Below are 26,968 nucleotides of genomic sequence, written 5' to 3'. Positions count from 1 at the left end.
TTCAGATACTCCGTAACATGCGCCACAACATCAGGCAGCCCACCACTTGCAGGATAAACGCGCCGAGCAGCAGGAACTGACCGTTGCCGTCCTGCCACATAGCCAGCAAATAGTTGGGGTTGCTGATCAGGAAATAGCCGGCCATACCCACCGGCAACAGGCCCAGGACAGTCGCAGTCATGCGGGTTTCACCGGTCATGGCGCGCAGTTGACGGCTACCCTGCTCGCGCTCGCGAATCAGCTTGATCAGGTTCTCCAGCAGCTCGCTGGCGTTGCCGCCGTAGCGATGATTGATACGCAGGCCCAACGCGAACAGGCGCAGCTCATCCTGTTCATACAGTTCGGCCAGGTCGCTCATGGCATCGTCCAGGCTGACGCCCATCTGCACATTGCGCCGCACCCGCTGCAGAGCGCCATGCAAAGGATCACGCGATGCATCGATGGCCCCCAGCACGGCATCGTTCAAGGTTCGCCCGGCCTTGAGGCTGCGCACACTGTGATCGAGCAACACCGGCAACTGTTCGATCATCCGCTGCACCCGTCGACGATAGCGCCAGCCCAGGTACAACCAGATCAGCAACGGCGCAAGCAGCACCAGCCCGACGCCTGCAGCCCACCCCAGGATCCGGCCACACAGCAGCGCTGTCAGCAGGCCGATCGCCAGCCATATCAGCAGCCGGTCATTGCGCCGCTCGATACCGGCACGCTGCAACAGGCGGTCCAGCCAGTCGCGGCGACTGGGCGTCAGCGCCGAGGACTCCTGAACCTGGCCAAGACGCTGCAGGATCCGCTCCTCACCCGACTTGCGCATGCCGCTGTAGAACAAGCGCACCGATACCCCCAGCAAGGCCAGGCAGATCAAGCCAAGTACTGCGGCAATCACGGCTGCAGTTCCGAATAGTCGCGGCGCAGCTTGTCGCCGGCAGGGTTCGGCGCCTCCCGCAAGAAACCCTCGCCGTTGTGCCGATCGAGACGGAACAGGGTATTGGTGACGTACACATCATCGCGCACCCCGACTACCTCCAACACCTCGCTGACACAGCGGCGGCCATCGGCCAGACGGGTCAATTGAATGACCACATCCAGTGCGGCGCAGATCATCTGCCGCAGGGTTTTCTCGGCCACTTGGCGGCCGGTCAGGCCGACCAGGGTTTCCAGACGCAGCAAGGCGTCCTGGGCGGTGTTGGCATGTACGGTACTCATTGAGCCGTCGTGACCGGTGTTCATCGCGGTGAGCACATCGAGCACTTCGACGCCACGGATCTCGCCGAGCAGAATGCGGTCGGGGCGCATCCTCAAGGCGTTGCGGATCAGCTCGCTGGCCTTGATCTCGCCATGCCCCTCGGCATTCGGCGGACGGGTTTCCAGGCGCACCACGTGAGGGTGATCGAGCTGCAGCTCGGCCACGTCTTCGATGGTCACCAGGCGCTCGCGGGGCGTAATCAACTGGCTGAGGATATTCAGCATGGTGGTCTTGCCGGTGCCGGTGCCGCCACTGACCAGGATGTTGCAGCGCCGTGCCACCGCCAACTGGATGAAGTCGAGAATGCCCTGGTCGATGGTCCGGGTGGCCAGCAGGTCGGCGCTCTTGAGCATGTCCTTGCGAAACTTGCGGATCGACAGGCACGGGCCGTCCAGCGCCACCGGCGGAATGATCGCATTGACCCGGCTGCCGTCGGGCATGCGCGCATCGACCATGGGTGACGATTCATCCAGGCGCCTGCCCAAGGGCGCGAGAATCCGTTGCATGACCCGCTCGACATGGTGGGCATCGATAAAGCGCAGATCCGTCTGCTGCAACAGGCCGGCCCGCTCGATGAACACCCGGTGCGGGCCGTTGACCAGGATTTCGGTGACGCTGGCATCGCGCAACAGCACTTCAAGCGGACCGAAGCCGGTCAGTTCGTCGACGATTTCCTCGGCCAGGCGTTCCATCTCGTAGCGCGACAGGGCCAGGTGCAATCGGGCGATATAGTCGCCGACCTGCTCCACCACGAATTGCGCCAGGGCCGGGCGCGAGCCTTCGAGCAGGTTGCGCCCGCTGTCCTCGATGGCGTCGATGATGTAACGATGCAAGGCACGCTTGAGCCCTTGCGGGTCGGCCCCCAGATTGTGCCGCGGGCCGCCGAACAGTTCGTAACCGCTCATTTATGCCCCCATAACCGATTGAGCCAGTTGGCGCTGACCACAGGGTTGCCCTCGGAGCGGCGCGCCAGCCGTTCACCGAGCGCTTTCAAATGTTGGGTGAGCTGCTCGCGCGGCGCCAGTTCGAACAAGGTCAGGCCCTGGTTCTTGGCATTCAGGCGCACCTCTGGGCTGTAGGGCAAGACCCGCAGAACCGGCAAGCCATAGCGCTTGCCCAGGGCTTCGGAGTCCGGTGCGACGCCGCGCAGGTAGCGGTCGACCAGCAGGCTGGCGTGTTCGAGCTTCATGCCCTTCTCGCGCCATTGGGTCAGTACCTCCAGGTTGCGCCGGCAATCGAGGACGTTCTGGTCGGTGTACCAGATCAGCTTGTCGCAATGGCTGACGAAGGTGCGCAGGGCTTCGCTGTCAGCCTGCCCGGTCAGGTTCACGACGATGTGCTGGAAATGCTGGCGCAAGGCGCTGAGCAGCATGTACAGCTCCGCCGCGCTGGTGCGCTCCAGCGGTTCGTCGGTCTCGGCGTAGGCCAGCAGGCGCAGGCCCGAGCTTTCACGCGTGAAGGCGCTGTCGATCAGGGTATTGTCGAGCCGGCGCAGGTGGCGCAGGGCATCGCCGAAATGAAACGAGGCTTCCAGGCCGAGCAATGCCAGGCTGTCACCACGAGGCACGCCAAGGTCCAGCAGCAACGTTTGCTGGCCGCTGGTTTGCACCACCCGCGCCATATGGGTGGTCAGCAAGGCGCCATCTGCGGTGCACTGGGCGCCATAGAGTACCGTCAGCCCCCCAAGGCTGGGGTTGCTGGTTACTGGCGGCAGGCGTTTGCTCAAGCGCCGCACCAACCCTGCGACCTCACTGGAGCGCGAGCCATAGGCGACAAAGTCCCGCGCCCCGGCACGCATGGCATTGAGCACCAACTGGTTGTCCATGCCATCGCCCAGGGCGACGATTGCCAGCATCGGTTTGGCTTCCAGCACCCCCTCGATCAGTGCGCACTGATTGACCACCTGCTCACGATCCAGCCCCACGAACACCAAACTGGCAAAGGTGACATCGACCAGCGCCAGCAACTCGTCAAGGCTGCCGCTGCCGGCGCCCACCACTTGCCCCAAGGGCGCCAGCGCACCTTGCAACCACTGCAAGTCGCCATCGTTGCGGGTAATGGCGAGGAAGGTCTGGCTCAGGTTTTCACTCATAGGGATAACCCGCTGCGACGTTCGAAATCGCTGTTTTCGAGGAACACCAGCCGGCCCCGGATCGGGTCGTGCGCCATTGGCACCTGCGGCGCAGTGCACGGCAAGGCACAGAGCATCTGCTTGATTACCCGCTCGGAACGACTGCTCATTGAAGGGCATCCTTGCTTGGTCAGGGAGTGGGCTGTCTGGCTTGATTTCCGCGGATGATTTCTATGCCGCGCGACGGCGCGACGCTGGCCACCGGCTGGGCGGCTGGTGCCTGGGCAAGCTGACTGAAGCGATAGAGTTTGCGATTGGCGCTATCGACTTCCTTGCCGCCGGCTTTGGGGTCCGCCCAGTAGCGGGCCAGGCGCTTCTCTTCGGCGCTGCGTACGGCCAGGCGCAAACTGCCGGCCTGGGCGGCAAGCAACAAGCGGCTGGCCAGTGCCTCGGGAACGGCAAGCACTACCGTGCGCGCAACATGTGACGGTTGCTGCGGCTGGCTCTTTTCATTCACTGGCGGCTGCGCGGGCTTGCCGTCATTGGTCAGGCCCAACTGTTCGCCGACACTGAGCAGACGCAGTGCAGGCAGTATCACCTGAGCCGACGCTTGCGGGTTGCGGGTCTCTTCGCGCAGAAACAGCAAGACATCGACATAGTCGCCCGGACTCAACTGCCCGGCGACACCCACCACCTCATCCACAGCTACCGCCAGCGCGCGCTCATGGGGGTGGATCATCCGTGCCAGCGGACCACCGGCGTCAAAGCTGCCCTGCTCCAGCCAGGTTCCAGCACTCAACGCGCGCCAACTGCTGCGCCCGAGCACTTGCTCAGGGGTCTGGAAACTGCCGGGCGGCGCCACCTGCAAGCGTTCTACCACTAGGTCGTCTGCCGTCAGCGGCACATACGCGGCAACATCGCGACGCAACACCACCACCGGCTTGCGCAGTTCGTCAGCGGCGTCTTGTGCCACTTGCTCAACGGGCGTCGGTACAGGGGCGGCAAGCGGTTCACTGGGTGAGCGGCTAAGGGCCATGCCCCAGTAACCGGCCAGCAACGCACCGAGCAGAAAAAAGCCTGCGAGGATGATGGTAATGCGACTGCTCATGCCGGTCCTCCTTCCCCTCAGCGTTCTTTCGGCCCTTTATGTGAAATGGCCCACAGCACTGCAGTCGGAAACAACTATTTCGCTATTTGACGGTAGCGTAGCTAGGACAAAATGCCATTACCCGTCAGATTTTTTTCCGTCGCAAAACCGGCAGCACCATAAAACAACAGCTTATTGGCGCCGACATCTGGTTATAACTTTAGTATTAATCCCTTCTTACATTTGCCGAAGTATGACCCGTTGACGATGCTGTGATGGCAAAGGGGAATCATCCAATACCCCTGCCACCTGCGCCTGCGGCGCAAGGAGAAATGCCATGCCTCTTTCCCGTGTCCTCAAAAGCTGCAAAGAATTCTTCTACCGCAAGGATGGCGCCTCCGGCATTGAGTACGCGATTATCGCGGCAATGGTCGCGGTAGCGTTGACGGCGTTCATTACGCCTATTTCCACCAATGTCACTGGAGTCATGACCAAGGTTGAAAATGCGCTAAAAGCCCCACCAGCTTCGAGCAGCGGTGGTAGCAATTGACGAATGGATTCATGGGTTCACGCTAACGTACTGAACAACGCCTCCATCACAGGACTGCCTTATGCCTACCTCTTCCCCCCGTCAACAGTTGCTCCTGGTGGATGACGAAGAGGACGCCTTGCTGGAGCTTGCCGAATTGCTGGAGGGTGAGGGGTTTTGCTGTCACACGGCTACCTCGGTCAAACTCGCCCTGCAACAGCTCACCCGCCACCCGGACGTGGCCCTGGTCATCACCGACCTGCGCATGCCCGAGGAAAGCGGCATATCACTGATCAAGCGCTTGCGCGAACACACCGCGCGCCAGCACCTGCCGGTGATCGTCACCTCCGGGCATGCCGACATGGACGACGTCAGCGACCTGTTGCGCCTGCAGGTGCTGGACCTGTTCCGCAAGCCGATCTACCACACCCGCCTGCTGGAAACTCTGGACAACCTGTTCCCCAAGCCGCGGATGCAACTGGTGCAGTAGAAGCATCGCGGGTCAAGCCCGCTCCCACAAAGTAGGAACGGCCTACAGCTGAAAACTGAAACTCAAACTCACCCGCGGTTCCCGGTCAAAGCTGTCGAGGGCGACGTCCGACAGCGGCTTGGCCAGTTCCAGCGCCATGTTGTAGAAACGCCCATCACCGATGCGCAGCCCCACTGCCACTGATGACAGGTGCGCATCGCGCAGGTCCACTTCATTGAACCAGGTGCGCGCGGTATCCAGCACGCCGTAAGGTTGCAGCAGCCTCACCCAGCGACCATCCCCGTTGAAGCTGTAGTTCACCTCATACGCCAGGCCCCAGCCTTTGTCGCCCAAGGCCTGGTCGGCGGGGTAACCACGGGCGAAGCTCTGCCCGCCGAACACCACCCGCTCGCTGTCGGGCAGGCTGTCACCACTCCAGTACAAGGCCGCCGACGCCACCCCCTGCCAGTTGCCGAACAAGCGGTCGCTCTGCAACCCGGACAGGCGCAAGCGGAGGAAATCCAGGTCAAAGTCGCTGTTGGTTTTCGCCCCCAGGTAATCGAGGCCCTGATAGGCACCGCCACTGACAATCCGCAGCTGGCCGGCATCGGCCTTGCGCCACTCACCTTCAAACCCCAGGGCGCGCACGTCGGTGCGATTGCTGAGCCGCAGGGGCGCACCGACCGCGCGATACACGACATCGTCATTGACCATGTAAAAGCGCGCAGCAACGTTGAGCGATTCACCGGGCGCGGCCAGTAGCACCTGGCTCAGGCCGGCCGAGAAACGGTCATTCTCGCGATGGGCCTTGAGTTGGGTGCCATCGCCGAGCAGCACCTGGGCACTGGGGTCGCTTTCGTAACGCGACGCCGACAGGTGCAGCTGGCTGCCCTGATCGTCCAGGTATTGGGAATAATCCAGGCGGAAATAGCTTTCGTGATCCTCCCCACGCGGCGCCAGGGTCGTGAAACTGAACTGTTCAGCGAGCGCCGTCTGCGCGTTGCTGCTCACGGCGAGTAACGCCTGGGGATCATCACGGGTGCCATCGGTGACGGTCAGGGTGCCGCTCAAAGGCCGACGCGTGGCCTCGACGATCAGCTGGCTGGTGCCACTGCCGGCATCTGCCGGCGACAACCGCGCCTGTACGCTGAAGCCCGGCAGGCGACTCATCAGGGCGACATAGCGCTCGAAGGTCGCGCGGGTCAGCGGCCGCTCGGCTTTGAGCCTGCCCACCAGTTTTTCCACATAGGCCGCCGCCGGGCCAACGTCGCCGTGCAGCTCGAAATCGTCGATGTAGCCTTCGACCAGGACCACCCGCACCCGACCATCGGCGAAGTCCTGCGCGGGCAGATAAGCATGGGACAGCAGGTAGCCGTCCTGCTGGTAGCGCTGGGTCAGCCGCTGGGTGGCGTCGATCAGTTCGCCCAGGCTGACTTCACGGTTGATCAGGCCCTGATAGTTATCGCGCAGGTCACTCAACGGATAGATGCTGCCGCCTTCGAAACGCACCTTGCGCAAGATGATCCGACTGCCGCGCAGCAACGGCTGGGCCTGGGTGACCGGGATGGGCAGCAGAACCGCCGGGTTACTCGGCCGATAGGCATCGGCCGGCAAGTTTGGGGCGGGCAGGTTTCGTTCGATTTCGTGGCTGTCGAGAAAGCGCGGCAGGGGTTCGCTACTGGCCACGCTCGTCCAGGACAACCCAACAATCGCGACAGCCAACGCACGCATCGGACACTCCATGATCCCGAACAGTACAAGGCCGCCAGGGCGGCGGCCTCGTCAATCCAAGCGTAGGTGCTGGCCCCGGCATCGTCTAATCCGCGCTGTCACTCGTTGACCTGGAACTCGACCCGGGCGGTTTCACCGCTTTCATCCAGGGCGCTCAACTCGAAGCGCCCGGCCTGATCGAAGCTCGCCGTGAGGTTTTCCTGACCGTTGGTTTCGCCCAGCGGCGCGCCGTTGAGGAACCACCAGTGCCGACCGTTACCGCCAAGGGCCGAGACCTTGAATCGCAACGGCTCGCTGCTGGTGGCCGGACGGCGCAACTGATCGCCCTGACGCACACCGACGATGGACAACGGCGGCGCACTGGGCGGCACCTGCGGTGGGCACTGCGGATCGACCTTGGGCAAGCGCGCCTCGCGGCGTTCAACCCGTGGCAGCCAGGGTTCCAGTGGCGACGGCCACAGGGCGATTTCCCGCGCCTGGGCGCCGGCGCACGTGGCATCGACGCGCAAGCCCTGGGCGTTGACCCAGACGGTCTCGCGCAAGCCGACGCTCAAGGGTTGGTCCTGGGCCAGCAGGGTCGGCGGCGTGGTGCCATCCAGGGTCCAGGCGAAGCGCTGGCGGCGGCAGTTGGGGTCCTGGCGGGCCATGGGTTGCCCCAGCGGCCAGCAGATCGCCGCCACCCCCACGTTGGCTGGCACCGCCGCCACCGATGTGGTGATGCCGCGCTGGCTGTCGCGGTTACTCAGCACGTCATGCACCTGCAGCATCAACGGCGCCGCCGAGGCCAGGCCGAACTGCCCCGGCACCGGCGTGCCATCGGGGCGGCCGATCCAGATGCCAATCAGGTAGCGCGGCCCCACGCCGATCGACCAGGCATCACGAAAGCCATAGCTGGTGCCGGTCTTCCAGGCCAGTTGCGGCCGCTGCACCAGTTCGGCATGAGGGTCGCGATCCGGGCGTGCCTGGCCGCTGAGAATACGGCGGATGATCCAGGCACTGCCCGGCGAGAGCAGACGCCGCTCAAGCAATGGATCATCCGGTTGCAAGCGGATCGGCGCGCTCAGGCCATCGCGGGAAAACGCCGCATAACCGCCGACCAGATCCTCCAGGCGGCTACCGGCACCGCCAAGAATCAGCGACAGGTTCGGCTCGGCCAGCGGCGGCAGGATCAACGGCACACCACCACTGCGCATCTGCGCGGCAAAGCGTTTCGGCCCGTAGGCCTCAAGCAGTTGCACCGCAGGCAGGTTCAATGACAGGGCCAGGGCGGAACTGGCCGCCACCGGCCCGCTGAAACCCATGGAAAAGTTGCCCGGCCGATAGTCGCCGTAACGTCGCGGGACATCCTGAAGCAAGGATTCGGAATGGATCAGACCGTCGTCCATGGCCATGCCGTAGAGGAACGGTTTGAGGGTCGAACCAGGTGAACGCAGGGCGCTGATCATGTCGACATGGCCAAAGCGGCGCTCGTCGTTGAGATCAACCGAACCCAGGTAAGCGCGCACCGCCATGTTCTGCGCCTCGACCACCAGGATCGCCGCCGAGGTACGTTCCGGCAGCCGGGCGCGCCAACCCAGCAGCAGGTCTTCCAGGCGCCGTTGCAAGGAGGCATCGAGGGTGGTGCGAATCAACGGCGGGCTGTGCGGGCGATTCAGGCGACGCGCCAACAGCGGCGCCAGCGCCGGCTCCTGACGCGGTGCCAGCAACAGCGGTTCCTCGGCGGCCTCGGCAACCCGCTGCTGCGGCCATACCTGATATTCGGCCAGGCGCTGCAGGACCTTGTCGCGCGCCGCCTGGGCGCGTTCAGGGTGACGATCCGGACGCAGGCGGCTGGGAGCCTGGGGCAACACCGCAAGCAACGCTGCTTCCGAAGGCGTCAGGTGCATCGGCGACTTGCCAAGATACGCCCAACTGGCCGCGGCGACGCCCTGCAAGGTGCCACCGAACGGCGCGCGGTTGAGGTAAATCTCGAGGATCTGCGCTTTCGACAGGTGCCACTCCAGTTGCGCGGTACGCCATAACTGGCGCAACTTGCCGGGCAGCGTACGCGAATGCGGATCGAGCAGACGCGCCACCTGCATCGACAAGGTGCTGCCACCGGACAACACCCGGCCACCGCGCAGGTTCTGCCAGGCCGCGCGCGTCAGCGCCAGCGGGTTGACCCCGGGGTGATGGTAGAACCAGCGGTCCTCGTAGGTCAGCAACGCCTCCAGGTAATAGGGCGAAACCTGCTCGGCACTGACCGGGTAGCGCCACACACCATCGGCATCGGCAAAGCGCCACAGCGGCGTGCCGTCTTCGGCCAACACCACACGGGCGAGGTCATCCGCCGGCATCGGTAACGGCCAGATGCGGTCGGCGAGCCATAACAGGCCAATCAGCAGCAACGGGATGGCGAGCAGCAAGCCCAGTGGTTTTCTGATTGCGCCACGCAGGCGCGCTAAGATGTGCATCAGGCTCTCCTGGCGTAACAGCTACGCAGGGAACCGACCCGGCCAAGGCATGGCCAAAGGCTTGGCAACGGCGCATTCGCCGAATTGATCATCAGGAAGCAACTATGCATGTAGAAGGTTTTTTCGAGTGGCTCGGCCAGGCGCTGGGGGCGGTGATCCGTTTTATCGTCGACGGCCTGAGCGGGTTGTTCAACCTGCTGGCCAACGCCGGCGGCAATTTCATCGAGGGCCTGTCACGCACCCTGGGCATGGACACTTCGCTGGTCAGCATCCTCGCCCTGATCATCGGCCTGATGCTGCTGTACTCGGCGATCCGCGCCTTCATGCGCGCTTCGATCATACTCGGCATCATCTGGCTGGTGCTGGGTTTGTGGGTGCTGAGCTGGATCATTCACTGAGCAGCAGGAGCGGCGGTGCGAGGAGTCGACCTGTCCCACGATAGGGCCAGTGTGGCCCTATCGCGGGTCAAGCCCGCTCCTACAGGCGGCCCTTGACCACCAGTTCGGCAGGCGACTCGCCCACCGCGTTGTAGTTCGGCCGGTACATCGACTCGACCTGCGGTGGCGGTACCTTGTAGGTCCCCGGGGTCACCGCACGGGCCAGGTACAGCAGGTGGGTGGTGGCGTATTGGTCGATGTTCAGCGCCGCCACGTAGCGGTCATCACGAAACTCCTGATGCACGACAGCGGCGTTCTGCATCGACTCGCGCCATTCCTTCACCGCACTGCTGGCGTTCTCGAGGCTTGCCGCGCTTTGCGCCAGGTTCTGGTTTTCCAGCTCCAGGCCCGCCGGCAGCAGGTCGACCACCAGGGCGTCCGGCACCTGGGTGTTGGCGGTTACCGCCAGGTGCACCAGCACCAGGTCACCGCTCTTGAGCGCTTTGATATCCAGGGCCTGGCCATTCATGCCAAGGAACTCGCGGCGGATGGTCATGCCACTGCCGCGGGCAACCGGGGCCTGGCGCGGATAACCGGACAGGGTCAGTTGCTGGAACAGCGTCTCGCTGCCTTCATTCTGGATGGTCAGCGGTGAGGCCAGCAGCGCGCCTTCGAGTTTCATCCCCGATTGCTCGTTGTTGAATTCGCGCACCTCACCGGCGCTGTCCAGGCGTGCCGACCAGTTGCCTTCAGGCTTGCGCAGCAGGCCACGACCGGCAAGGAACAGTGCGTTGCGCTCCTGGGTCGACAGCCAGCGGTTACCCGCCATCTGGTCGGAGAGCTCGAACAGCCGTGCATCGAGCTTGTCGCTGGCCAGGTTGTTCTCAGTGAGCAGCGACAGGATCAGCGCCTGGTCACGCACTGGGCTGCCGTAGTCGCCCAGCCAGGTGTTCTCGTTGCGGGTGACGGCCAGGCCGGCCTGCAGTGCCTGTTGCGCACGCGGCTTGTCGCCCATCTTGTCGAGGGCGATGGCCAACTGCACCAACGGCAGGCCGGAACGCGCATCGCTGCGCCGCTCGAACAGGCTGCGCAGGGCACCCAGCGGCGCTTGCTGGGTACGCGCCAGCACCAGGGCCGCATAAGACTGCACGGCGAAGCGGCTGTGCTCGGCGTTCTGGCTGTAGTTGACCTCGATCAGGTTGCGCTCCTGCAGGTAACGCAGCAGTCGCTCGCTGGCCTTTTTCAGGGCCTCGGGCGGTACCGCGTAACCCTGCTCGCGGGCACGCAGGAGGAAGTCGGTGACGTAGGCGGTCAGCCAGAATTCTTCCTGGTCATCAGAGCTCCACAGGCCAAAGCTGCCGTTGTAGCGCTGCATGCCCAGCAGGTGCTCGACGCCCATCTCGATCTTGCGCTTGCGCACGTCGGCCGGCTCACCCTTGATACCCAGGCGCTTGAGCGTCGCGGCATCGGCGTACAGCGACGGATACAGGCCACTGGTGGTCTGTTCCAGGCAGCCGTACGGGTAGGCTTCGAGGGCGCGGATCTGCTCGGCCAGGTTCAGCGGCGGGCGGCTCGACAGTGCCAGTGAGGCTTCCAGGCCCGACGGTTCGAACAGCGCCAGGTCAGCTTCCGGCAGGGTCCAGGGTTGGTCTTTGAGGGCAACACGATAGTGCTGCAGCATCGCCGGGTAGGCCGGGCGAATGCCCAGGGTCCAGTCGCGGCTGAAGGCTGTGGCCGACTCGCCCGGCAGTTGCAGGCCCTGCACCTCGACCTTGACCTTGCCCTGGCCCAGGCCACCGCTGGCCTGCACCGGCACCAGCAGGGTGACGCGCTTGCCTTCGGTGAGGCTCAGGGTCTGTTCAGCGGCGCCGAGCAGGTTCAACTGGCCTTCGGTGCTCAGGCGCACGGTCAGGTTCTGCGCCTTGCCCGACAGGTTGGAAAGGTCCAGGGCCAGGGTCGTGCGGTCGCCACCGGCGAGGAAGCGCGGCGCCGAGAGCTCGGCAATCAACGGCGCGGCGACCACGGTCTTGCCTTCGGCCATGCCGTAGCGCTCGTCGGTCCAAGCCTGGGCCATCAGCCGCAGCTCACCGTTGAAGTCGGGGATATCGACCGTCGCTTCACCCTCGCCCTTGTCATTGAGGGTCACCGGGGCGCTTTGCTTGGCAACGATGGTCACCGTGGTGTTCGGGCGCTTGCCGCCCTTGGCCATGGCCGCGTCACCACCGAAGGCCAGGCTGGCCAGACGGCCCTGCCCGGCTTCGATCAACTGGCCGTAGATATCCAGTTGGTCAGCACCATAGGCCTTGCGGCCGAACATGCCGGTGAACGGGTCAGGCGTTTCGAACTCGGTGATGTTGAGGATACCCACGTCCACCGCTGCCAGCAGTACATGCACCTGCTTGGGCACGCTGCCGTCGGCGTTGCGCGCTTGCACCTTGACGGTCAGCGGCTGCTTGGGACGCATTTTTTCCGGGGCAGTGAGGGTCACCGCCAGCTTGCGCTCGTGGCGATCGAGCGGCAGGTGCAGTACACCCACGGCGCGTTTCGGTGTGGCGTTGACCTTGCGCTCGCCCGGGCGGATCACCAGGGCACTGACATACAGGTCGTGGCGCGCCCACTTCGGATCGAGTTTGACGGCGAAGCTCTTGCCTTCGGCCGGCACGTCGATTTCTTCCCACCACAGCGGACCTTCGCTGGACTCGACCATCAGGTAGCCGGTGCCTGCGGCAGGCGGGGTGACAGTGATGTTGGCAGTGGCGCCATCGCTATACGACGGTTTGTCCAGGGCCAGCTTGACCTGGTCCGGACGCACGGCGCCGCCATCGGCGTTGTCCTGGGCGCGGTAGCCGGCCCAGAAGCGCGCGCTCGACACCAGGCCGGTCTGCGGGTCTTCGACCTCGACACGGTACGGGCCCCAGTCGACCAGGAAGTTCACCCGCGCGGTGGAGCCGGCCTTGACGTTGACCGTCTCTTCGTTCTGGATCAGGAATTTCTCGTTGTAGTTGTAGCTCCAGCCGTCGCTTTGCGAGTAGTTCCAGTAGTAGTCCCGGCGCTCGCGGACCAGGCGCACCTTGAGGTTGTTGACCGCCAGCTTGTTGCCTTGAGGGTCGGCCACCAGCACTTCGAATTCCACCGGGCCTTCGTCGGCCTCTTCCCCCTCGAACAGACCGCGCAAGCCAGGCAGGCGCCCGGCCGGCCAGATCGGTTGTTCCAGGCGCCGGGTGATCGGCCGGCCACCGGACTCCTGCAGGCTGGCCTGCACGGTCAGTTGCAGCGGCGAACGGGCCTCGGACCATTTGCTTTCGATGTTCAGGGTGGTTTTGCCGGCGCTGTCCAGGGTGACTTCGTCCAGCTCCAGGTCCTGGCTCAGTTCCTCCTCGGTGATCGAACCGAACTGGTAGCCCGGCAGTGCCGGCACCGCTTCACGCAACGGGCGCACATAGGCCTGGCCGCTGAGGCGATTGCCCGACGCCGGGGCGCCGTACAGGTAACGGCCATTGACCTTGATCTGCGCGGTTTGATCCGGGCTCAGCGGTTTGTCGCTGCCCTTCAGTTCCAGGGCCAGGCGCTCGGGCAGGAAGTCTTCGACAAGGAACTCGAACACCTGCTTCTTGCCGCCGAGGTCGAACAGCAACTGCCAGCGCCCGGTCGGCGCTTCGTCGGCCAGTTGCAACTGGTACTGATAGAAGCCATTGGCATCGGCCTCCCAGACGAACTTGCGGCTGATCTGTTCATCCGGGCGGCGTACTTCCACAGTCACCGGTTGCGGCTTGAGCGGACGGCCGTCCTGGTCACGCAACAGGCCGTTGAGCAACACGGTTTCACCCGGGCGATACAGGTCGCGCGGGCCGAACACGAAGAACTGCAGCGGGTTGGCCTGGGGGCCGGTGATGTCGAATTCGGCCAGGTCCAGGGCTGCGCTGTTCAGGCGCAGCATGGTGGTGTGCACGCCCTGGTGGGCCAGCAGGGTTTCGGCCTTGGGTGGCGTCGGCAACTGGGCGTGGCCGTCGCTGTCGGTCTTGGCCTGGGCCAGCACGCGGCCTTCGCCGTCGAGCAGTTCCAGTTCGACGCCGCTTAGCGCCTTGCCGCCTTCCAGGCCCTGGGTGAAGACGTCCAGGCGGTTCTGGTAACGGTGCGCCGAGACGCCGATGTCACTGAGGGTGAACAGCGTTGCCGGTTGTGTGTAGTCGTAGGTACCGGAGGCGCGCATCACCGCCATGTACACGCCTGGCTCTTGCAGCGGCTTGATCCCGGCAATCGGCAGCAGCACGGTCTCGCGGGTGTTCTTCGCCGGGTTGAGGTCGAAGCGGCCGCTGTAGACCAGATCGGTCATGTCCAGGATTTCTTTGGACGTGTAGTAGTACAAGCTGCTGTTGCGGCCCCAGGTGGCCAGGAACGGCGACAGTTTGTCCGACTTGATGCGGAAGAACTCGACATCGACCTTGTTGACGTTCAAGGCGATCACCGGCAGGCCTTCGGCCAGGCGGGTCGGCAGCAGCGAGCCACGGCTGGCGAAGCCGATGGTCGATTGCATGTCGCGGGTTTCCAGGCGGCTGATCGACTCGGCGGGCAGGCGCTTGCCGTTGACCGCGAGCAGGCCGGCGTCGATGGTCAGCACCAGCTTGCGCTGCGGCTCCAGGTGGCGCAGGCGCAACTCCATCTTGTTTGCGGAGAGCTCCCAGGCACCGTCGACCTTGCCTTTGACGGTATCGACCAGGTGCACCTTGTCGGCGAAGTTCTGCTGGTCATCCAGGGGAATCGAAAAGGTCAGGGACAGCGCGCTGGCACCATCGACCTGCACTTCCGAGACATCCACCACGCTCAGCTCGCGGCCGGCATAACGCTTGGCCAGGGTTGAGGCATCTTCCTTGGCCGGAGCGGTTTTTTCCGCTTCCGGCTGCGCTGCGGGGGCAGCTGCCGGGGCCGGGGCTGGCGCCGCGGGTTGATCCTGCGTCTGCGCTGGCGGTGTGGCCGGCGCCGAAGCCGGTTTATCCGGGGCAGACGAATCGCAGGCACTGAGCAAGGCCAGCGCGCAGGCCAGCAACAATCCTTTGTTGAGCATGGGAGTAGTAACTCTCGGGCAGCGGAATCTTAGGCGTGCACTATATATCAACCGCGCCGCAACGGTGATACGGCGAGCGGATGTGAGACGGCCTTCGCACGATTTACTAGCACAGCGGCTACAATGCCGGCTTGCCAGGAGCCTCCATGTCCCGTTTGCTGACCGACTGGCGCGACCGCCCGACCCATATCAAGGTCTGGGCGCTGGCCGCGCCGATGATACTTTCGAATATTTCCGTACCATTGGTGGCCCTGGTCGACAGCGCCGTAATCGGCCACCTGCCCCATGCCCATCAACTGGGTGCGGTGGCGGTGGGCGCCAGCCTGTACACCTTCCTGGCCTGGGTCATGGGCTTTCTGCGCATGGGTTCGACCGGTTTCGCCGCCCAGGCTGCGGGCCGTGCCGACGGTGCGGCATTACGCCAGGTGTTGCTGCAAGGCCTGCTGCTGGCGCTGCTTTTTTCCCTGTTGCTGGGCTTGCTGGCCCTGCCGTTCAGCCACCTGGCCCTGCAATTGATGCAACCGACGGCGGCGCTGGAGCAATCGACCCACGACTTCTTCCAGACTCGCCTGCTCGGGCTGCCGGCGGCGCTGGCCAGCTTCGCCCTGGTCGGCTGGTTCCTCGGCACCCAGAACGCCAAGGCGCCGCTGGCGATCCTGTTGACTACCAACCTGCTCAACATCGCCCTCAATCTGTGGTTCGTGCTCGGCCTGGACTGGGGCGTGATCGGTTCGGCCCGCGCCTCGGTGATTGCCGAATGGAGCGCCGCCCTGCTCGGCCTGGCCCTGACCCGGCCGGCCCTGCGCGCCTACCCTGGGCAGATCGCCTGGGCGCTGCTGGCGCGCTGGCAGAGCTGGCGGCCGCTGCTCAGCGTCAACCGCGACATCTTCATCCGCAGCCTGGCGCTGCAGGCGGTGTTCTTCCTGATCACCGTACAAGGCACGCGGCTGGGTGAAGCGACAGTGGCGGCCAACGCCCTGCTGCTCAATGGCCTGCTGCTCACCGCCTATGCCCTCGATGGTCTGGCCCATGCGGTCGAGGCGCTGTGCGGGCACGCCATCGGTGCCGGCGATCGCCAGGCATTAAGGCGCTCGCTCACCGTTGCCTGCGGCTGGTCGTTGCTGGCCAGTTCCGGCTTTGCCGTATTGTTTCTGTTGGGCGGGCATCTGTTCATCAACATGCAGACCGACATCGCCAACGTACGCGAAACCGCCTACCAGTACCTGCCGTACCTGGCACTGCTGCCGTTGATTGCGGTGTGGAGCTATCTGCTTGATGGCTTGTTCATCGGCGCCACGCGGGCGCGGGAGATGCGCAACGGCATGCTGCTCAGCGTACTCATCGCCCTGCCGGTCGCCTATGTCGCCCGCGACCTGGGCAACCACGGCTTGTGGTTGGGGTTTCTGCTGTTCATGGCCTTGCGCGGGGTGACGCTGGGGGTGATGGGCTGGCGGCTGCAGCGGCGGGATGGATGGTTTGTGCGGTAGTTTCTGGGTCTGCTGCGCAGCCCATCGCTGGCAGGGCCAGCTCCCACAAGAGTGCGGCACTGCACCTGTGGGAGCCGGACTTGCCGGCGATGGGGTCGACGCGCAGCCAGCGACTGCACGCGACCCGCACCACTGATCAGCTCGACAGGTACGACGAGCGGGTCAGCCCCAGACGCAGCGCGTCGAGGAACTGGGTCTTCTCACGGGCAGTGATCTTGGCGCTGGCGCACTTGTCGCGGTAATGAGTCATCAACTCCTCCGGCGACAGGTGCACATAACGCAACATGTCTTCGATGGTGTCGTGGGTCTCGATACCGGCGTGGTACACGCTGCCGTTCGGGTTCTGGTAGATGTTCACCGAGTCGGTATCACCGAACAGGTTGTGCATGTCCCCCAGGATCTCCTGGTAGGCACCCACCAGGAAGATACCCAGCAGGTAGTCTTCACCCTCGTTGATCGCGTGCACCGGCAGGCTGGTCTCGATGCTCTGCTCGTCGACGTACTGGTTGATCTTGCCATCCGAGTCGCAGGTCAGGTCCTGCAGCACGGCGCGGCGCAGCGGCTCTTCATCCAGGCGATGCAGCGGCAGGATTGGCAGCACCTGGCCGATCGCCCAGGTGTCCGGCAGGCTCTGGAACACCGAGAAGTTGCAGATGTACTTGTCGGCCAGCTTGTCGTTGAGCTCGTCCAGCACCTGGCGGTGCGAACGCTGACGGGCCTTGAGCGAGTTGTGCAGGCGCCGGCAAACGGCAAAGTAGCACTGCTCGGCCAGGGCTTTTTCGGCCAGGGTGATCTTGCCGTCGGCGTACTGGGCGGCGACATCGCTCATGTAGTGAGTGGCGCGCCAGTAGGTCTCGGTGACCATCTCGATATCGGTCGGGCCCAGCAGGTCGGCCAGCCACTGTACGGTCTCGGGCAGGTTTTCCTTGTTCTCGATCAGCGGCACTTCGTCGTTGTGCTTCTCGACATCGGTCACCTGCACCACCAACATGGCATGGTGTGCGGTCAGCGAGCGGCCGCTTTCCGAGAAGATGTGCGGATGCGGCAGGCCCTGGGCATCGCAGAACTCCTTGAGCATGCCGACCACGACACCGGCGTAGTCATCCATGTCGTAGTTGATCGAGCTGGCGTTGCGCGAGTGGGTGCCGTCGTAGTCAACGCCCAGGCCGCCGCCGACGTCGATGTGATCGACCGGCAGGTTCAGCGCGCGCAGCTCGCCGTAGTAACGGATGGCTTCCTTGAAACCGTGCTGGTAGTCGGCCAGGTTGGCGATCTGCGAGCCCATGTGGAAGTGCAGCAAGCGGATACCCTGGTCCAGGCCGGCATCGCGGAAGCGCTGCACCACCGAAATCAGTTGCGCCGCCGAAAGACCGAACTTGGACTTCTCGCCACCGGTATCGGCCCACTTGCTCGAGGCCAGCGACGACAGGCGCACGCGCAGGCCGACCTGCGGCTTGACCTTGAGCTCGGCGGCTTCTTCGATCACCAGGGCCACTTCCGACTCTTTCTCGATGACGATGAAGACGTTGTGGCCCAGCTTCTGGCCCATCAATGCCAGGCGGATGAACTCGCGGTCCTTGTAACCGTTGCAGACGATGGTGCCGCCTTTCGGCGCCAGCGCCAGCACGGCCAGCAGCTCGGGCTTGGAGCCGGCTTCAAGGCCAATGGAGACGTTCTGGGTGGCGATGATGTTTTCCACCACCGCTTCTTGCTGGTTGACCTTGATCGGGTACAGCGCGGTGTACTGGCTCTGGTATTCCAGGCGCGCGATATTGGCGTCAAAAGCGCCGGTCAGCTGGCGCACGCGGTCCTGGAGGATGTCCGGGAAACGTACCAGCAATGGCAGCGACAGGCCGCTCTTGCGCAGCTCGTCGACCTGTTCGAACAGGTCGATCGGCGCACTCTCTGGCCCGTTCGGGCGGACTTCGACGCGCCCGGCCTCGTTGATTGCGAAGTAACCGGCCCCCCAATGGCGAATGCCGTAAACACTGCGGCTGTCCGCAACTGTCCATTGGCTGCCATCGTCTTTGCGTGTGCGTCGTACGGACATTGAAGTCCCCTATATAGAAAGTCGAAAAACACTGGCCGGCATGGGGCGGGCGCAGTGTAAAACCTGAAAGTGACGATTATCCGTGTTCAGGGATAGACCCTTCCTACGGGAACGAGTTTAGAAAGCGAATTGCAAAAAATCGCGATGCAGTCTTCAGCCGCCGGACTTTTTCGCTTTGAAGCCCTGTTTGATCAGCTCGGCCAGTAACAGCTCGACATGATCGCCCTGGATTTCGATGACCCCGTCTTTCAACGCGCCGCCGGTTCCGCAGCGGCGCTTGAGCGTGCTGGCCAGATCCTTTAGCTGTTCCAGGGGCAGCGGCACGCCGCTGATGGTCGTCACCGTCTTGCCGCCACGGCCCTTGCTTTCGCGGCGCACGCGAGCAATGCCATCGCCTTCGGGGATGAGCGTCTGTTTGCAGATGCAGGCATCTATGGGTTTGCTGCAGTCCGGGCAATGCCGGCCTGCATCAGTGGAGAACACCAGGCCACCCAGGGCGGCGAATGATGCGGCTTTCTTGGCCACTTTTGATCCTCTACGGTGAGGATAAAAACTGGTCGACGCCCCTGGCGGGGTACCGACCGCGAAGCCCCACTCTGGCAGGGGCAGCGCAACTGCCGCATGAAGCGTGCGGCAGCCTTAAAAGGCCGCGCAGTGTAACGATAAATGTCGCGAATGCTAAGTACAAAACTGCGCCATTTTGCATGTGATTCGCGACGTCAGGCTTGACGGTCGATGTAGCGCTGCAAAGCGGCCAGTGAATCGGGGCAATATGGCTGTTGCCGGCTGTCGGCCAGGGCCTGATCGACGGGGATGAAGCGCGCCTCGCTGACCTCCTCCGGTTGCAGGCGCAAAGGCCCGTCCCAGACGGCCGAAAACACTGCACACCAGAGCCGGTTGCCGGGCTGGTCGAAGAAAAAGCACTCGTGGGCGGTGAGTTCGACCCCACCCACCCCGAGCTCTTCTTCCAGTTCGCGGGCCGCCGACTCGGCAAAGCTTTCATCGGCCTGGACCATGCCACCGGCGGCGACATCCCAGTAACCCGGGTAGATTGCCTTGCTCTCGGTGCGCCGGTGCACGCACAGCTCTCCAGCGGAGTTGAACAACAGGATGTAGGTGCCGCGCCCGATCAGCCCGCGCTCGCGCAACTCAGCCCGAGGCAAGGCGCCGAGCACGCGGTCGTCTTCGTCCACCCAGGCAATCAGCTCGAGGTCGGAGGCAGCGCGGTGCGCCGCCTCCTGCTTGGAGATCGACACCGGATCAGCCCTGGGTCAGCAGTTGACGCAGGTCGATTACCGCAGCGTTGGCCCGCGAGATGTAGTTAGCCATTACCAGCGAGTGGTTGGCCCACATGCCGAAGCCACTACCGTTCAGCACCATCGGGCTCCACAGCGGTTCCTGCGAGGCTTCCAGCTCACGGATGATCTGGCGCACGCTGACCGTGGCGTTCTTCTTCGCCAGCACATCGGCGAAGTCGACCTCGATGGCGCGCAGCAGGTGCGACAGCGCCCAGGCCTGGCCGCGGGCTTCGTAGAACACGTTGTCGATCTGCAGCCACGGGGTCTCGACCACTTCTTCGTCAAGCTGCGGCACCTGGCCCGGCAGCACCGATTCGGTCTTCAGGGTGCTGTTGAGCTTGACCCGGCCGACGCTGGCCGACAGCCGCTGCGACAGCGAACCCAGGCGAGTGGCGACGTCACCCAGCCAGTTGTTGAGGTTGTCGGCGCGGGTGTAGAACAGTGCGCCCTGCTGATCCGGCGAGGACAGGCGGTTCTGGTAGCGGGTCAGCGAGTTGATGCCTTCCTGGAACTCGGATTCGCTCGACGGCAGGATCCAGCTCTTGTTGTCGAAGTTGAAGCGCGGCTCGGCCTTGGCCAGATCGGCGTCTTCGGTGGACTGCGACTGCGAGCGGGCGAAGTCCTTGCGCAGGGCGCGGCTCAGGTCACGCACCTGGACCAGCACGCCGTATTCCCAGCTGGGCATGTTGTCCATCCACAGGCCTGGCGGGAAGCGGTCGTTGGAAATGTAACCACCGGGCTTGTTGAGCAGGGTACCGGCCACGGTCTTGAGGGTTTCGATGGTGGTGTAGCCGACAACCATCTGCTTGCCGGTCTTTTCTGCAGCCGCCTGGGCGTTCTGCTGCACCGGGAACAGGTCGGGCTCGGCGCTCCAGTACCAGCCCAGGCCCACGCACACCAGCAGGTACAGGCCGATCAGCGAGCCCAGGGCACGGCTGAACAGCAACCCGCCGAAATAACTGCGGGTAGCGGCAGTGCGCGGTTCGACCCGCTCACGCGCCTCGGCTTTGCCTGTACGGTTTTTCCAGTCCAGCATGGCGTTGTCCTTTCAGTCACGTCGGTTCAAGGGGTTCGACCGCAACCCCCGGGCTTCGTGCCAGCGCGATGGGCATTTTGTGCCGCGCGCCACCTGCCGGGGTCGGCAAGTATCGCTGCACTATAAATCAAGCACGGCGCTTCGCATAAGCGACTATTGGGTCAGCAAATGAATAAACGGACTTGTACAGTTAATTGATACAAGGCACTCGATTGCCGGGAAAGTGGTGCTAGCATAGAGCCATCACTCGACCTCAGCCTCACCCTTATAAGTAGTCAGGACATGACCGAGCCAGAAGACCCCAGTCGTGAGCGCCTCAAGCAACACTTTGCCCAGCGGGTCATCCATCAGGCCCGGCAAATCCTAGAGATCTGGCAGCGCCTGCAGCGCAGCGAGTGGTCCACTGGCGACCTGGGTGAGCTGTGCGAAGCCAACCTGCGCCTGCAACGCTATGCCGAGCGCTTCGAGCAGCCCGAGCATAGCCAGCTGGCCGAAGCCATCGGTCATGCCCTGGAGGCGGTCGAGGCCAACAGCGCGCGCCTGAGCAGCCAACTGATCAGCGAACTCAACCGGCTGATGCAGCGCCTATCGCGCACCGGCCTGCGCCAGGGCGACCAGCTTGAGCAAGTACCGCTGCCGCCGCTGCGCAAGCCGGTGTACATCATGCTCCAGGACCACGACCGCGCCGAACGCCTGGCCCAGCAGCTGGAATTCTTCGGCTTGGGTGTACAGGCCTTGTACAGCGCCGCCGCCTTCCAGGCGACCATGAGCGAGCGACTGCCCTCGGCGATCGTCATGGACGTCGACTTCACCGGCCCCGGTGTCGGCCTGCAACTGGCCGCCCAGGCCCAGCAGGGCCTGGAACAGCGGGTGCCGTTGCTGTTTTTCAGCCTGCACGAAACCGATACCCCGACCCGCCTGGCCGCCGTGCGCGCCGGCGGCCAGGAATTTCTCACCGGCACCCTGGAGGCCTCGAGCCTGCTGGAGAAAGTCGAGCTGCTGACCAGCGTCACCCAGTACGAGCCTTTCAAAGTGCTGATCATCGACGACTCGCGGGCCCAGGCCCTGCACACCGAGCGCCTGCTCAACAGCGCCGGGATCGTCACCCGCACCCTGATCGACCCGATCCAGACCATGGCCGAGCTTGCCGACTTCCAGCCCGACCTGATCATCCTCGACATGTACATGCCCGCCTGCACCGGCACGGAGCTGGCCAAGGTGATCCGCCACAACGACCGATATGTCAGCGTGCCGATCATCTACCTGTCGGCCGAGGACGACCTGGATAAACAGCTCGACGCCATGAGCGAAGGCGGCGATGACTTTTTGACCAAGCCGATCCGCTCGCGGCACCTGATCACCACCGTGCGCAACCGCGCTGCCCGTGCGCGCAATCTCAAGGCGCGCATGGTTCGCGACAGCCTCACCGGGCTGTACAACCACACCCACATCCTGCAACTGCTCGAAGACTGCAGCTTTCGCGCGCGCCGCGAAGAACAGCCGCTGAGCTTCGCCATGCTCGATATCGACCACTTCAAGAAGGTCAACGACAGCCACGGCCACCCCATGGGCGACCGGGTAATCAAGAGCCTGGCGCTGTTTCTTAAACAGCGCCTGCGCAAAACCGACTTCATCGGCCGTTATGGCGGTGAAGAATTCGCCATCGTCATGCCCAACACCGACCTGGGCTCGGCGCACAAGGTGCTCGATGAAATCCGTCGGCGCTTTGCCGAGATCCACTACCCGGCCCAGCCCCGCGACCTGTCCTGCACCTTCAGCGCGGGGATTGTGCAGTTGAGCGAAGGCCTGGATGCCCTGAGCATGGCTACCGCCGCCGACGAGGCGCTGTACCGGGCCAAGGGTGCCGGGCGCAACTGCGTACAGCGGGTTGAAGCATAAAGGCAATGTGCCAGTTTTTTTCACCGACCTGCCCGCTTCGTCATAACCTGGTCATAAAAACGCAATAACTTCAGGCGCTTACCATTCGGCCGTTGGTAGACACCGGACATGCGCCTGAAGCTGCTCACCAATTTCAATACCCTGTTGCTGGTTACCGTGTGCATCGCCCTGGGCGCGACCCTGTGGTGGTCGCAGCGTGCCCTGGAGCGCCCCTATCTATTGATGGAGCGCTACCTGTCGCTGTCGCAGCAATTCCAGAACCAGGCGGCACGCAATATCCAGGACTACCTGAGCAGCGGCGACGCCCTGCGCCATGCCACGGCGCTGCAGGCCACCGCAGCCTTGCAGGGCGAACTCGAAAAATTGCCGGCAGACCTTTCGGCGCGCCTGCGCCCGAGCCTGGACAACCTGCAGCGCTTCACCGCCAACGAACTGCTTGGCGCCGGCAAGCTGGCCGGCGATCCCCAGGCCCTGCTGCTCCAGGCCGAACGCGAACTGGGCGCCAGCCTCGAACAACTGGCCAACTATGCCCAGAGCAGCACCCGTGCCGACGCCGGGCGCTACGCCCCGGCGCTGTTCAATGCCTCCCTGCATCTGTCGCGGCTGTCCCTGGCCCGCGACAAACTGGTCAGCAGCGGCCGTAGCGAACTGGCCGACGAAGTCGAGCGCGAACTGCAGCAGATTGCCGCCCAGGCCCAACTGCTCGATCAGTTGCCGCTGCTGGGCGTGACCGCCGCCAACGCCTCGAGCGTCGATGACTTTGCCGCCCTGATGGGCCTGGAAACCCAGGCCAGCACCGAGGCCGAAGACAACGGTGTGGCGCTCAAGCGCGAGCTCAACAGCCTGATCAAACGCTACCCGGGCGAACTGCAGCGTACCCGCGAGCAGATCCAGCAGCGTAGCGCACTGGCGAGCAGCACCTTCGAGCGCATCGCCGCCGTACAGCAGGCCATCGCCGAGCTTGAACCCAGTGTGCGCAGTCAGCATGCCGCCATTCAGGGCGAAGTGCGGGTGATCCAGGGCCTGATGATCGGCCTGATTCTGCTGATCGCCCTGCTCATCGACACCCTGCAACGACGCCTGGCACGGGTGCTGACCAACCTGGCGCCGGCGCTGTCGTCCTGGGCTGAGGGCGACTTCAGCCAGGCCATTGCCCTGGGCAGGAGCAACCGTGAAATGCATGACATCCAGGACTCGCTCAACCGCCTGCGTGTTTATCTGGTCGAGCTGGTCGGCACCATCCGCCACAACGCCGAGCAGGTCGCCGGCAGCAGCCATGCCCTGGCCGGCATGAGCAGCGCCCTGCACGATGGCGCCGAACGCCAGGCCGGCGATACCGCGCAGATCCGCGATGCCCTGGGCGAGCTGGAGGCGACCATCCTCCAGGTGGCCGGCGATGCCAGTCAGGCTGCCGACGCCAGCCACGATGCCGGGCGGGCGGTCGAGCAAGGCCAGGCAGTGATCGGCCAGAGCCTGACCGGGCTGCGGGCGCTGGTCGACGAGGTGCAGGGCAACGCGCAGAGTATCGAACAGTTGGCCGAAGAGTCGGCAACCATCGGCGGCGTGCTGACGGTGATCCGCTCGATTGCCGAACAGACCAACCTGCTGGCCCTGAATGCCGCGATCGAGGCGGCGCGGGCCGGAGAAATGGGTCGTGGGTTTGCCGTGGTCGCCGAAGAGGTGCGCTCCCTGGCGCAACGCACTACCGGCGCTACCGGTGAGATCCAGACGTTGATCGGTCGCTTGCAGCAGGCTGCTCGTGAATCGGTTGAAGGCATGCGCGCCCAGCTCGAACATGCGCAAATCACCGCCGATCAGGCCCAGGCCGCGGATGGCGCGCTGGATGAAATTGTCGCGGCGATCCAGACCATCTCTGCCACGGCGGTAAGGATTGCCGATGTCACCGCCCAGCAAAGCGGCGCGGTGAGCGAAATTCGCGATCACAGCGAGCGGATTCATGGGTTGGGTGAAGACAACTTGCAGCGTATTGGTGAAGGCCGTGAGCAGGGTGAGCAGTTGCTCAGGCTGGGGGGAGAGCTGAATACGGCGGTGCGGGCGTTTCGACTCTGATCCGAGACGGTGGCGCCACCATCGCCGGCAAGGCCGGCTCCCACAGGGGATGTGTGTACTCCGAACCTGTGGGAGCTGGCCTTGCCAGCGATGCAGGCGCCGCGCAACTGCACGTAGCGGCTCAGTCCGTTATCATGCAGGCACTTTTGTCCTGCGAGACCGCCATGCGCCGCCTGCTTTGCCTCCTGTTTCTGCTCCTGGCCTTGCCCGCCGTCGGCGCTGGCCTGCTCAACAATCGCCCCAGCGCCACCCTGGGCGCAGCGTCGCTGAACAACAGCGCCGATTTTCTGCCGGTGCATGAAGCCTTCAAGCTGAGCCTGGTGCAGGATGAAGGACAAACCCTGAAGCTGCGCTTCGTCGCCGCCGACGGCTACTACCTGTACCGCCACCGTTTCCAGTTCCGCAGCGAACCTGCCGACATCGCCCTGGGTACCGCGCAGATTCCGCCCGGTGAAGCCAAGCACGACGAGTTCTTCGGCGATGTCGAGGTCTACCACGGCATCCTCGACATCGAGATCCCCCGCCCGGCCAACGAACAACGCCCCTTCACCCTGCTGGTGGGCTACCAGGGCTGCGCCGACAAGGGCCTGTGCTACCCGCCGGAAACCGCACGACTGAGCATCGATGGCGCCGCCGGCAGTGCGACGCCAGCCGCTGACGCCGCCGACAAAGCCGGTTGGGACTGGAAAAGCCTGCTGCTGTTCTTCCTCGCCGGCGTCGGCCTGACCTTCACGCCGTGCGTGTTGCCGATGCTGCCGATCCTCTCCGGCGTGGTGTTGCGCGGCCAGGTCGGCGGCGTGCGCGGGTTTGCCCTGTCGCTGGCCTATGTACTGCCAATGGCCGCCTGCTTCGCCCTGCTGGGCGCGCTGATGGGCCTGTTCGGCGCCGGCCTCAACCTGCAGGCGCGCCTGCAGTCGGCCTGGGTGCTGGTGCCGTTTTCGCTGTTCTTCGTGCTGTTCGCCCTGGCCATGTTCGGCCTGTTCGAGCTCAAGCTGCCCCATGCCATCAGCAGCCGCCTGGAGCGCCTGGTGGGCCAGACCAAGGGCGGTTCGCTGATCGGTGCGGCGATCCTCGGGGTGTTCTCCAGCCTGCTGGTATCGCCGTGCGTGTCGGCGCCACTGGCCGGCGCGCTGCTGTATATCAGCGCCAGTGGCGACGCGTTGGGCGGCGCGCTGAAACTGTTCGCCCTGGGCCTGGGCATGGGTGCGCCGCTGCTGCTGATCGCCACTGGCGGCGCTGCCTGGCTGCCAAAAAGCGGACCGTGGCTGGTGACGGTGAAAAACGCTATCGGCGTACTGTTGCTGGGCCTGGCCATCGGCCTGCTCAGCCGCGTGCTGCCGGGGCAGGTTACGCTGTTGCTGGTCGGCCTGCTGGCCGCCGGTACCGCGGTGTTCCTCGGCGCCCTGGAGTTCACCGTGAAAACCACCCGCCAGCGCCTGGCACAACTGCTTGGCCTGGCTCTGCTGTTCTACGCCCTGGCCTGCTGGTACGGTGCCTTGAGCGGGCAGACCGACCCGCTGCGTCCGCTGCCTCAGGCTGGGATTGCCAGCACCGGCGCAACCTCCCAGGCCAGCAGCGCCAGCGACTGGCAGACCATCACCACCCCGGCGGCGCTGGACAGCGCGCTGGCCGCAGCCAAGGCCGCCGGCCAGCCGGTGCTGCTGGACTGGTATGCCGACTGGTGCATCAGCTGCAAAGTGATCGAGCACGAAGTACTCAATGCTCAGGCGGTGCAGCCGCAGCTCAAGGATTACAAGCTGTTGCGCTTCGATATTACCGAGAGCAATGCCGAGCAGCGTGCCCTGCTCGACCGCTACCAACTGTTCGGCCCGCCTGCGCTGCTGTTCTTTGCCGCGAACGGCAGCGAAATCAGCGCCGATCGGCTAGTTGGCGAGATAAACGCCGGCGAATTCGCCGAGCATCTGACGCGCATTCGCGCCGATCTGGGTCTATAACTTCCTCTGGCCGCTAAAAAGCCGGCTTCGATGACCGAAATTAATAAATTAGTCACATATTTAGCGTGAATATCGGTCATCGTGCTGGCTATTGCCGGCAACTGGACAGTGCCCGCCGGTTTACGGCATAGTCGCCGCGCAAAGTTTCCTA

Annotated in this window: 19 protein-coding genes; 7 read left to right on the top strand and 12 right to left on the bottom strand. The window is 64.2% G+C overall.

Features of this window, described 5'->3' with window-relative positions:
* Nucleotide 1 precedes the first annotated feature (1 nt).
* From LOY45_RS02945 to cpaB, 5 genes are read right to left on the bottom strand one after another with little or no spacing between them, the layout of a single operon-like run.
* A complete protein-coding gene (locus LOY45_RS02945) occupies nt 2-883 on the bottom strand; it encodes a type II secretion system F family protein (protein ID WP_233674697.1) in 882 nt (293 codons plus the stop codon).
* Nucleotides 880-2,148: a TadA family conjugal transfer-associated ATPase gene (locus tag LOY45_RS02940; protein ID WP_258578721.1), complete on the bottom strand. Its 1,269-nt coding sequence runs from the start codon at nt 2,146-2,148 to the stop codon at nt 880-882. The genes LOY45_RS02945 and LOY45_RS02940 overlap by 4 nt, the downstream gene beginning before the upstream one ends.
* Entirely contained in the window at nt 2,145-3,335 is a 1,191-nt protein-coding gene (locus LOY45_RS02935; RefSeq protein WP_115088953.1) for a CpaE/TadZ family protein, read from the bottom strand. Before LOY45_RS02935 ends, LOY45_RS02940 begins: the two co-directional genes overlap by 4 nt.
* Nucleotides 3,332-3,484, bottom strand: coding sequence for a hypothetical protein (locus LOY45_RS02930; protein ID WP_166675734.1), 153 nt, complete (start codon nt 3,482-3,484; stop codon nt 3,332-3,334). The genes LOY45_RS02935 and LOY45_RS02930 overlap by 4 nt, the downstream gene beginning before the upstream one ends.
* A 20-nt stretch (nt 3,485-3,504) precedes the next feature.
* Nucleotides 3,505-4,422: a Flp pilus assembly protein CpaB gene (gene cpaB / locus LOY45_RS02925; RefSeq protein ID WP_258578720.1), complete on the bottom strand. Its 918-nt coding sequence runs from the start codon at nt 4,420-4,422 to the stop codon at nt 3,505-3,507.
* A gap of 316 nt (nt 4,423-4,738) precedes the next feature.
* On the opposite strand from cpaB, the gene LOY45_RS02920 reads away from it, so the two are divergent.
* Together LOY45_RS02920 and LOY45_RS02915 are read left to right on the top strand one after the other, a co-directional pair.
* Nucleotides 4,739-4,951 carry a Flp family type IVb pilin gene (locus LOY45_RS02920; RefSeq protein WP_134064445.1) on the top strand — a complete coding sequence of 71 codons (213 nt, stop codon included), beginning with the start codon at nt 4,739-4,741 and terminating at the stop codon, nt 4,949-4,951.
* A gap of 61 nt (nt 4,952-5,012) precedes the next feature.
* On the top strand, nt 5,013-5,420 hold the full coding sequence (locus LOY45_RS02915) for a response regulator (protein ID WP_115088956.1): 408 nt from the start codon (nt 5,013-5,015) through the stop codon (nt 5,418-5,420).
* A gap of 42 nt (nt 5,421-5,462) precedes the next feature.
* Here LOY45_RS02915 and LOY45_RS02910 read toward each other — a convergent pair whose 3' ends face one another.
* Complete coding sequence (locus tag LOY45_RS02910) at nt 5,463-7,130, bottom strand: ShlB/FhaC/HecB family hemolysin secretion/activation protein (RefSeq protein WP_258578719.1); 1,668 nt, start codon at nt 7,128-7,130, stop codon at nt 5,463-5,465.
* A gap of 98 nt (nt 7,131-7,228) precedes the next feature.
* The gene (gene pbpC, locus LOY45_RS02905; protein ID WP_166675735.1) at nt 7,229-9,583 is read right to left on the bottom strand and encodes a peptidoglycan glycosyltransferase PbpC; all 2,355 of its coding nucleotides are present in this window, start codon (nt 9,581-9,583) and stop codon (nt 7,229-7,231) included.
* 104 nt (nt 9,584-9,687) lie between these two features.
* On the opposite strand from pbpC, the gene LOY45_RS02900 reads away from it, so the two are divergent.
* Complete coding sequence (locus LOY45_RS02900) at nt 9,688-9,981, top strand: hypothetical protein (protein WP_038997361.1); 294 nt, start codon at nt 9,688-9,690, stop codon at nt 9,979-9,981.
* A 79-nt stretch (nt 9,982-10,060) separates the two neighbouring features.
* On the opposite strand, the gene LOY45_RS02895 is transcribed toward LOY45_RS02900, so the two are convergent.
* Nucleotides 10,061-15,022 carry an alpha-2-macroglobulin family protein gene (locus LOY45_RS02895; protein WP_258578718.1) on the bottom strand — a complete coding sequence of 1,654 codons (4,962 nt, stop codon included), beginning with the start codon at nt 15,020-15,022 and terminating at the stop codon, nt 10,061-10,063.
* Between the two features lie 146 nt (nt 15,023-15,168).
* Between LOY45_RS02895 and LOY45_RS02890 the strand changes: the two genes are divergently transcribed.
* Complete coding sequence (locus LOY45_RS02890) at nt 15,169-16,509, top strand: MATE family efflux transporter (RefSeq protein ID WP_115088959.1); 1,341 nt, start codon at nt 15,169-15,171, stop codon at nt 16,507-16,509.
* Between the two features lie 136 nt (nt 16,510-16,645).
* Here LOY45_RS02890 and speA read toward each other — a convergent pair whose 3' ends face one another.
* The 4 genes from speA to LOY45_RS02870 form a co-directional block, all read right to left on the bottom strand.
* The gene (gene speA, locus LOY45_RS02885) at nt 16,646-18,559 is read right to left on the bottom strand and encodes an arginine decarboxylase (protein ID WP_115088960.1); all 1,914 of its coding nucleotides are present in this window, start codon (nt 18,557-18,559) and stop codon (nt 16,646-16,648) included.
* Between the two features lie 153 nt (nt 18,560-18,712).
* Entirely contained in the window at nt 18,713-19,084 is a 372-nt protein-coding gene (locus LOY45_RS02880; protein WP_010221702.1) for a translation initiation factor Sui1, read from the bottom strand.
* Between the two features lie 194 nt (nt 19,085-19,278).
* The gene (locus LOY45_RS02875; protein ID WP_233674700.1) at nt 19,279-19,815 is read right to left on the bottom strand and encodes an NUDIX hydrolase; all 537 of its coding nucleotides are present in this window, start codon (nt 19,813-19,815) and stop codon (nt 19,279-19,281) included.
* Nucleotides 19,816-19,819: 4 nt separating this feature from the next.
* Nucleotides 19,820-20,893, bottom strand: coding sequence for a DUF2333 family protein (locus LOY45_RS02870; RefSeq protein WP_115088962.1), 1,074 nt, complete (start codon nt 20,891-20,893; stop codon nt 19,820-19,822).
* A 282-nt stretch (nt 20,894-21,175) separates the two neighbouring features.
* Between LOY45_RS02870 and LOY45_RS02865 the strand changes: the two genes are divergently transcribed.
* From LOY45_RS02865 to LOY45_RS02855, 3 genes are all read left to right on the top strand, one after another.
* Complete coding sequence (locus LOY45_RS02865) at nt 21,176-22,792, top strand: response regulator (RefSeq protein WP_115088963.1); 1,617 nt, start codon at nt 21,176-21,178, stop codon at nt 22,790-22,792.
* Nucleotides 22,793-22,900: 108 nt separating this feature from the next.
* Nucleotides 22,901-24,862, top strand: coding sequence for a methyl-accepting chemotaxis protein (locus tag LOY45_RS02860; RefSeq protein ID WP_258578717.1), 1,962 nt, complete (start codon nt 22,901-22,903; stop codon nt 24,860-24,862).
* A 164-nt stretch (nt 24,863-25,026) separates the two neighbouring features.
* Complete coding sequence (locus tag LOY45_RS02855; RefSeq protein ID WP_258578716.1) at nt 25,027-26,817, top strand: protein-disulfide reductase DsbD; 1,791 nt, start codon at nt 25,027-25,029, stop codon at nt 26,815-26,817.
* Nucleotides 26,818-26,968: the final 151 nt, after the last annotated feature.

The organism is Pseudomonas wadenswilerensis (genome assembly GCF_024749185.1).
GTDB lineage: Bacteria > Pseudomonadota > Gammaproteobacteria > Pseudomonadales > Pseudomonadaceae > Aquipseudomonas > Aquipseudomonas wadenswilerensis.
Note: the sequence above shows the minus strand (reverse complement) of the source record. Positions and strands in the feature narration are given on the sequence as shown.